Below are 8,765 nucleotides of genomic sequence, written 5' to 3'. Positions count from 1 at the left end.
TTTCTTTCTCTTGACATAAGTCTCTTAAGTTATTAAAATTCTCTTAACTTAATGTCCACTCAAATGTAGCAACTTCAGATTGATTACGGAAAACCATTATGAAATCCAAACTTTAAGATTGTTCAATCTAATCCTCTATCGTTGGTTACAAATGAAAACACCTCATTATAGATTTCAAAAGCTCCAAATGGAATAACAATTATATTTGAATGGATCCTAATAACATTCTTTGTTCCATTTTTTATCTTCCAAGAGAAAGATGGTGGCATTCCCTCTGAAAAGACAGACTGCCTTCTCGAAAATGTAACCTCACTGAGATGGGAAAGAGGTGGATTAGCCTTGTACACCAGAGGAGTATCTTCTACAGTGTGTCCAAATATTTCCAAAAACCTTCTAAACTTTCTATTATCGGTACAAATTAATGAATCAATCCCGATAGATTGCAAAAAATCCCCCATTTCTTTTTGCAAAGAAGTCACAAATGAAAGTTTGTTTTTTAATTCAGGAAAAGGAGACAACTCATGGCTGCCACGTACTTCCGAATCCACTAGAAAATCATTCAAATCTTCTAAAAACTCCTTTACAGCAGCATTATCCAATTTGCTATGAACTGTCCAATTGATGAGCATCCGTAAATTTGGATATGCGTAAATACGTTGCTGCTCCATATACTTCCGGCTTTGTGTAAGTAAATAGACACATTCAGCTTCGGATTCTACCCCCTTAGTCACAAGGTCACTAATCTTTTCAAGGATGCTTTCTTTCATAGTTCTTAGATTAAGTTAACATGCATCGGTTATTCGTCATTCAATTTACGAATTCCATTTTAGTATTGACAAAATATCTTCCTCTCTACAAGGTTATTCAAACCAAATTTAAAACAGAAATGATAGCAGTGACCAATACTATTTGGACATTACGGGATACCATAAAATCTGTGTTTTATCTAATTGTATTTTAGATAAAAACATTTTAAAATGGAAACAATTAAAGCAATCAAACCGGGACCAAAGCCTAAGAAACAAGATGGCACTCCCGACAGAAGACAACGGGTGACACCCGACACTAAACCCAAACATCCGGATCTGAAACCACACAAGCACAAGCCTGGGGATTCGAAGTAAAAGAATAGAGGCCGCTTCATAACTGACTTATGAGGCGGCCTCTATTCTTTTATTCTAAGCCTGCTGTCCACTATCTCGATCAGATGCCAGCTTTAAATTAAACTGGGCTTTTAATTCATTGACCAACGTTAAGGCTGTCGGTAAATCCGTCGCATTTTGAGAAGTAACATTGGCCACAGCTCCAGATTGTTTCACTACACCTACAGCATCGACCTGCGCTTCATTTTTGGATGTTATCATAGTTAACCATTCACCAGCAATATTATTGGAGATTTTCTGAATATAGATATTCTCGTTACCTGATGACCTAAACGGCATGTAATAACGTGTCGCATAAAGATTAGCAACCTCAACTTTCAAAGTACCGGCAACTGCTGCACCAATCGGAAGACCGATAATACTTACGGCTATGGTATCATTTGTTATATTATATAAACCAGAGATACTAAAAGTGTCATGATTTGCATCACCAATATTTTCCCCAGCGATTAAATTACGCCTAAAACTTACCGATTGGGACAACTTAAAATTAGGGGTGTTGAACAAAGCTGTCAACGTCGCCTGAGACTCCAATCGGATACGATTGCCATTTCCCCAGAAATTATTGGTATCGAAGGTCCCTGATTCCAATAAATACCCGCCAACTTTCAGTGAGTTATAAAACGTATTTCCATCGATTTCATTACCATAACTTTTAGATCCAGTATTCGCACTTGAGTCTAATACAATACAGGCAACTGGCGCCGCAGTCGCTACTCCCCACCGATTAAAAGTATTGCCCTGGATCTTGGAATTGGTTACTCCCTCGGACAAGATGGAAGATCCTGAACTGGTCGTGAAATTGTTAGTTACTAATGATTGTTTTATCAATCCTATCGGCATGAACAGCACCTTTGGAATTGTAAGGCGGATTGGTTCCAGTATCTGAATAACGTTGTGCATGATCGACATTATTCGACGTAATATTGCTATTGATAATATTACCAGCTTTAATAAAATAACCTAAAAGTGTATAGTCAAGATTACCGGTCACAAGACTATTGACAAGATTACCCAAAAAAAAGGTATTAAAACTATCGCTAAAGTTGCCGATGATATCAAATCCATAACCATCTGTTGTCTTATTGTTGATCAAGGCGAAATTGTCCCGATTGGCATTGCCACTATCGAATGAATGGAAGAAATTGTTCCATATCCGATACCCTCTAGCGCTGCCGCCATATTTGCCTAAGGTATTGAATTGTTTAAATACCATGGCATTATGACCTCCGCTGAATGTATTATGCTTAATGGTGACCTGACGTCCCCAAAATTCCAGATGGGTCTCGGCATTGCCAAAGTCACAGCCTTCGATCACCGCATCAGTGTTATTTTCCAGATCGTCTTTCCATGGATCGCCGGAGTTTGGGTATTCATCGACTCTTTTGAACAGTACGGCTACAGAATTTGCGATGTTAACCGATCGCCCCCTAATGGCCACATCTTTAAATGTGGTTCTCTGTGAGTAGTTTCTTATGGTATATAGGTCCGTAGAGCTTGCCATCAATTCGATACAGGATTTAACATAGGATTTACTCCCTTGTTCGCTGACAATGCCCCCTCCTAGGCTATCATGTGGTATACTGAGTGTTTTTGAAGTATAAAATTTGCGCCCCGGAAGGCTGATGCATTTTCCCTTGCCTGCACAGTAGTTAAACGCATTTTGTAAATAAGGATAATCATCTGGGTGTGGTGGCTGTCCGCCCGTTTCGACACCTTTAGCGCCAAAATATAGCACATTTACGTTACCGACGAAATGATGAATCAATTTAATTCCGCCGGCAGTAATAATGCTGCCTCCATCGTCTGGGCCAGGATCGATTGGTGAGAAATAATAAATAATTGGTGCCGGAGTATCTCCTTCTTTGTAATAGCCCAGTAACTTGACCCCTGAATAGATTGGAGTGGTTCCTTGTAATCCTGCAACCTCATTTGCAGAGAGATCCCTCATCTCCTGCATGGTGTTTTTGATTAAAAATTGATTTGCCCAAAAAGAATATATAAATAGTATTTTAAGTTTGCTTACCAAATGGAAATTTTGATAACATTGACCATCCAGATTCGAAAACCGATAAACATTTAATTCGAACTATTTTGAACATTTGAATTTTACGCTGAGAAGTCTCAAATCCACTTATACTCAGTTTTATGATTTTATTTAAGTGGTCAATTCGCCTCGGAATTGCATTGTCTCATTGCCCGAAATCGCCAATATGCAAGCAATAATTGATTTATATTGAAAAACTGATTATTTTGTGACATCAAATTAGTAGTCTATGAAACGTACTATTCCTGTATGGCAATTAAAAGACAATATATCTGGCGTACGCATTGAGATGATCAATAACACTTTTATTTCGTCATTTATAGAAAGTATAAGTAAGCTGCACCGTAATGACCATTTTGTATGCCTTTTTTTGACGAGGGGCCAAGCGAAACTTTTAATTGATTTTAAAAAAATAGAAGTCACACAAACAAAATTGGCTTTTCTCTTTCCCGGTCAGATTCAACGTGCAATAAGTTTTGACAGCGATAGCCAGGGCTGGTTACTTTTTGTGGACAATAAGATCATTGATGAACATGTGCGCCTTACAATTGAAGACGCCTCTTTTTCGGAACCTGTACTCTCCCTCTCATCGACTGATTTTGAGTGGTATCAGCGTTATTTCCAGCTCCTTTTTACAACTTACAATGACTGTACATTAAGGAGCTTTCACAAGGCTGCAGTCGATTCTTTAATACGACCTGGAATATATAAGATTGCTGCTTCCTTTCAGGCTACTGCGGAATATTTTTCAAAACAGCACTCACGAGGAAAATCGGAATTAACAAAAAAGTATAAAAGACTGGTAAGGAAACATTACCATGATCTAAAAAAAACCAGCGAATATGCCGAATTAATGAATTATTCAACTACCTACCTAAGTGATACGATAAAAGCGGTGACAGGTTTCAAAGCGACTTACTTTATCCAGCAGGAAATACTGAGGGAAAGCCAGCGCCTACTTTGTTATACAGATCTCACAATCAAAGAAATATCCATTGAGATGGGCTATGATGATCCTAAATATTTCAACAGAATTTTTAGCAAGTTGGCCAAGATCTCACCCGGCCAATTTCGAAAAGACTTTAAAGCTTTCGGTAAACAAGCAGAATAAAATTGAAGGCTATGGAATAATCTGTCTCCTCCACCCCCACTGAAATCGATCTAACAAAGCATTCCTTAAAATAGCCTTCACAGAATAGACCTTGCTCAAAAATTCCAAGTTCCTACAACACTATAAAATCTAGCACTGATAATATCAGTACTTAAAAATAGTGATATACTGATTTTACTCAAACCCCAATTTTCAATTCCCATAAACATAAAAGTGTTTTGTCCACCAAATAAGGGGAAATATATACTTTTTTAACATTAACTGCAGGTAAATTTGTCAAGATTTTTTTAGCAATGATTTTGGGATAACTCCCTAGCTGGCATACGGAAATAGAAACTAAAAATGATACACAAAGTAAAACAATCAAAATTCACGATACTACTCTTCTTTTTGATATGTATCCCAAGAGTTCTTAAATCACAGGTTTTTGACAGTACAATGATCAGATTATCATTTGTTGAAGCTGTGAACAGGTCGAAGGATTTTAACAAACTATTAGGGGTGTCCAGAAATGAAATAACCGCTAGTCTAGCTGACTTAAAAGATGCAAAAATAGCAATATTGCCTCATGTCGCTACAAATGCATCCTACCAGCGGTATAGCGATATCACCGTTTTTGATGGAGTGCTAGGCGAATCAACCTCAATTCCAAAACCTCCAAATGCCAATGCTGGCACCCTAGGCATCGAAGCTTCATTTAACCTATATACCGGCGGGCGGCAAACATTCACCATTAATGAGGCACAGCATAAAAATGAGCTAGCCGCTATAAACCACAATGAACAGAAGGCATCAATTGGCTTACAAACTGCTCTACAGTATTTGGATTTAATACGTAATTATTATCAGGAAAAATTATTAAAGGAACAAACGATAAGAGCCCAAACCCGATTTAAAAATATTAATGCCTTCTATGCCAACGGAAAAGTAACAAGAAGTGATTTACTGCGTGCAGATGTGGCATTATCGAATATACATTTGAGTCAAAAGACAAATAAAAATGATTACCAAATCGGGATAAAACGGCTAAAACTTTTACTCAATTTGGAAGACACTGCAAATGTCTTAATTACAGATACAGCCTCACTCGAGCTTCCTGATTTGATTGATGTAAAAAAAATGACCGGCAATTATGCAGAAGCATTCTCTATTTTGAAGATACAGAAAAACATTCAATTGCAGGGGAACCGCACCAAAATTGTAAAATCATTCAACCTTCCGAACGTTAGTCTATTCGGTGGTTACGGATTAAATTATCCCAATACCTTTGTGTTTCCACCTAAACCACAGACTGTGGCGGTAGGACTTGTTGGCATAAAAGCATCCTATAATATATCTTCATTATATCAAAACAAAAATAAAGTGTACGCATCGATGACGAGAGAAAACGGGCTTAAACAACAGAAAGAATGGATTGAAGAGAATGTAAAACAAGAGGCAGCAACTTTATTTATTAAATATACTGAATCCATTGACAGAATATCAGTTATCGAAAAATCTATTATACAGGCCGAAGCTAATTATAAAATACAAAATGCAAAATATTCCAATCAGCTAAGTTTGCTGACGGATCTACTTGAAGCCGACAACCTCTTATATGAGGCTAAATTTAATCACATACAGGCAAATATTGCCGCGCTTTCGATATACTACAGGTTACTTTTTTTAACAGGAAAAATTTAAAACAGAAAAAATCGTGAAACCAAAAAATAAAAATTCAAGAACGGCTACCATAATGGGTATCATGACGACTTGCACTGTATTAATCTTATCAGTCGTTGCTGTGGTCTATTTCATAAAATACATCACGTACTCGAATCGCTACGAAGATACAAATGATGCGCAGATAGAATCATTTATTAATCCTGTATCTGCGAGGGCGGGAGGATTTATAAAAAATGTACTCTTCGAAGAACATCAGAAGGTTGAAAAGGGAGATACACTTGTAATACTGGATGACAGAGAATACGCACAAAAAGTTAAAGAGGCAGAGGCAATGTTGGAAGACACCAAGGCACAACAGGAAATCTTAGCAGCCAGCATCAATTCAGCCCAAGCATCAACCTTAATCAATCAGGACCAGATCAAGGTGGCAAAAGCTACCCTGTGGCAGCAAGAACAGGACGTAAAACGCTTTAAAAATTTATTGAATGAAGATGCTGTAACGGTGGCGGATTATGAGCAAGTTAAAACGCGATATGATGTAGCCGAGAATAGTTATAATGCCACAGTAAACGGGCTAAAAACAGGTCATATGAAAGTAAACGAATTGCAAGCAAAATACAGTTCTCTTTTCGCTGCAAAGAAACGTGCCGAGGCATTGTTAGATCTGGCCAAACTCAATATGAGCTATACGGTCATTACATCTCCATATAGCGGATACACCGGAAGAAAAAATATTTTAGAAGGACAACAGGTACAAGCTGGACAACCGCTGGTATCTATCGTAAATACGCACGATAAATGGATAATCGCTAATTTTAAAGAAACTCAAGTTAACGGAATGTATGTGGGGCAGACTGTCGAAATTGAAGTAGATGCGATAGGCAACAAGATATTCAAAGGAAAAATCGAAGCCATATCGGCATCCACTGGTTCAAAGTTTTCTTTATTGCCTGCAGACAATTCAACGGGAAATTTTGTAAAGATTATCCAACGAATTCCTGTAAAAATAAAATTTGCACCTGATCAGGATACAGATGTACTTAAAGCAGGTATGAATGTCAAGGTAAGGGTGAAGGCAAAAAATTAGAACTTTATAACTCATGAGGTCAAATATTTATTTTAAAACATGGATTAACAAATACCCTGGATTGACAAGAATTTGTTTGATTTTGATTTTATTTGCTGGGATGGCACAATTTGCCTCTTTCGGACTCATACAGGCTCATGTCATATCTTTCTATGGAGCACAGTCCGAAGATATTTCGTTCGCCTTTCAGATATCTTACGCAGGTATCATTTCGTTTTTACCAATACAATTCAGGACGCAACGATACTTTAATACAAGAAACTACCTTATCATTGCATTTTTAATAGGAATATTTTTGAACCTTGGATGCATGGTAACGCAGAATCTCGTATTATTTTCCGTCCTACGTTTTTTTATGGGGGCAGTTACCTGTACAATAGCTGCATGTATATTGATTATTCTATTCTCTACACTGCCAATCGAAAAAGCCACCTTGATCGGCGTATCTATCTTTTTCTCATTGGTGTTAACCTGTGGCATAATTGTCGGAATAGGCGCTTCGTGGATCGTGGTAAGATGGGATTGGATCGTTTTTTATTATGCACTGATTGGGCTGCAAATAGTCGCAATGGTTATTTGTATTCTTCTCTTTAAACTCACAATAGACCGCAAACCATTACCTCTGTATCAAATAGACTGGATCGGCGGCCTATTATTTGCGTTTGGAGTAGTGACGGCGGTATATATTTTTATTTATGGCCCTAAAAGATATTGGTTGTCAGACCAAACAGTACAGTATGCTTCCTTTTTTTCTATTTCAGCTTTATCTTTATATTTTTATCGAAAGACAACAATCAGGCATCCACTGATTGATATGAATGTTTTTAAATATCCGAAGTTTATTTTTGCCATTGGTCTGATGCTTGTATTCTGGTGTGTGAAAGATAGTATAAATCTGATCTATGGATATGCAGCTTCCGTACTTGGCTGGGACGCTGTTGATGTTGTCCAATCTGGACTATTTAATATATTGGGGGTCATCGTAGCAACACTTATCGCAATAGGGTTAATATTAAGAAAAAAAGAAAATTTACCGAAACTACTACTCGTAGGTTTTTCGTTATTGTGCCTTTATCACCTCTGGCTTTATTTTCACCTGACGCCGGACCTCTCCTTTAATGAGCTATGCTTGCCTATTTTCGTCCAGGGGCTTGCCTGTGGTTTCCTATTTGTTCCTATCACTATATTCTGCTCGGCAAGTGTACCAAAAAGCACGGGAATGACGGCGATAATTATCTGCGCTTATACAAGGTTCTGTTCGACATTAATTTCGATGAGTGGTTTATATACCTTACAACTCTATTATACCCAAAATTATAAGTACCAATTTCTAGGCAAACTTACAATAGATAATGAAACATTGGCACAGCGCCAAAGTCTATATCAAAACTTACTTTCTTCAAAGGGTTTAGGGAAAAGTGAAGCAATAGGGATTTCCAATATGCTACTTTCAAAATCCTCCGCAATGCAAAGTCAATTACTTGCCGTACGATCAATCTTCATGATCGGAGCAATAGTAGCCTCAGCAACAATCATTATATTATGCTGTTTTGCAGTTATCATAAAACTAAAAAAGCCAGAGAAAAATAAACTTAAATCTCGGGCACAATAACATTATGCACAGCAACTTATATACTTTCAAATTTATTAGAAAACAATTGATAAAAAAATACACGATATTATCCTTAAATG

General features: G+C 37.3%; 8 protein-coding genes. 5 read left to right on the top strand and 3 right to left on the bottom strand.

The genetic code is table 11. From position 1 onward, the window contains the following. Nucleotides 1-122 precede the first annotated feature (122 nt). Nucleotides 123-767: a hypothetical protein gene (locus HX021_RS20875; RefSeq protein ID WP_286592551.1), complete on the bottom strand. Its 645-nt coding sequence runs from the start codon at nucleotides 765-767 to the stop codon at nucleotides 123-125. A 210-nt stretch (nucleotides 768-977) separates the two neighbouring features. On the opposite strand from HX021_RS20875, the gene HX021_RS20870 reads away from it, so the two are divergent. Then, a complete protein-coding gene (locus tag HX021_RS20870; RefSeq protein ID WP_182983844.1) occupies nucleotides 978-1,124 on the top strand; it encodes a hypothetical protein in 147 nt (48 codons plus the stop codon). A 54-nt stretch (nucleotides 1,125-1,178) separates the two neighbouring features. Here the strand turns inward: HX021_RS20870 and HX021_RS20865 are convergent, their stop codons facing one another. Next, entirely contained in the window at nucleotides 1,179-2,006 is an 828-nt protein-coding gene (locus HX021_RS20865) for a hypothetical protein (protein ID WP_286592550.1), read from the bottom strand. After that, nucleotides 1,969-3,123, bottom strand: a complete 1,155-nt coding sequence (locus HX021_RS20860; protein WP_286592549.1) for a hypothetical protein — start codon at nucleotides 3,121-3,123, stop codon at nucleotides 1,969-1,971. The genes HX021_RS20865 and HX021_RS20860 overlap by 38 nt, the downstream gene beginning before the upstream one ends. Nucleotides 3,124-3,439: 316 nt before the next feature. Here HX021_RS20860 and HX021_RS20855 point away from each other — a divergent pair, with 316 nt between their 5' ends. The 4 genes from HX021_RS20855 (at nucleotide 3,440) to HX021_RS20840 (ending at nucleotide 8,685) form a co-directional block, all read left to right on the top strand. Beyond that, complete coding sequence (locus HX021_RS20855) at nucleotides 3,440-4,321, top strand: helix-turn-helix domain-containing protein (protein WP_286592548.1); 882 nt, start codon at nucleotides 3,440-3,442, stop codon at nucleotides 4,319-4,321. Nucleotides 4,322-4,759: 438 nt separating this feature from the next. Then, complete coding sequence (locus HX021_RS20850) at nucleotides 4,760-6,004, top strand: TolC family protein (RefSeq protein ID WP_286592547.1); 1,245 nt, start codon at nucleotides 4,760-4,762, stop codon at nucleotides 6,002-6,004. A gap of 13 nt (nucleotides 6,005-6,017) precedes the next feature. Next, nucleotides 6,018-7,073 (top strand): HlyD family secretion protein, encoded by a 1,056-nt coding sequence (locus HX021_RS20845; protein ID WP_286592544.1) that lies wholly within the window; start codon nucleotides 6,018-6,020, stop codon nucleotides 7,071-7,073. A gap of 13 nt (nucleotides 7,074-7,086) precedes the next feature. Further along, a complete protein-coding gene (locus tag HX021_RS20840) occupies nucleotides 7,087-8,685 on the top strand; it encodes an MFS transporter (protein ID WP_286592543.1) in 1,599 nt (532 codons plus the stop codon). Nucleotides 8,686-8,765: the final 80 nt, after the last annotated feature.

It is taken from the genome of Sphingobacterium sp. N143, from assembly GCF_030325625.1.
GTDB lineage: Bacteria > Bacteroidota > Bacteroidia > Sphingobacteriales > Sphingobacteriaceae > Sphingobacterium.
The sequence above is the reverse complement of the archived record's forward strand: the minus strand, read 5'-3'. Positions and strand labels throughout refer to the sequence as shown.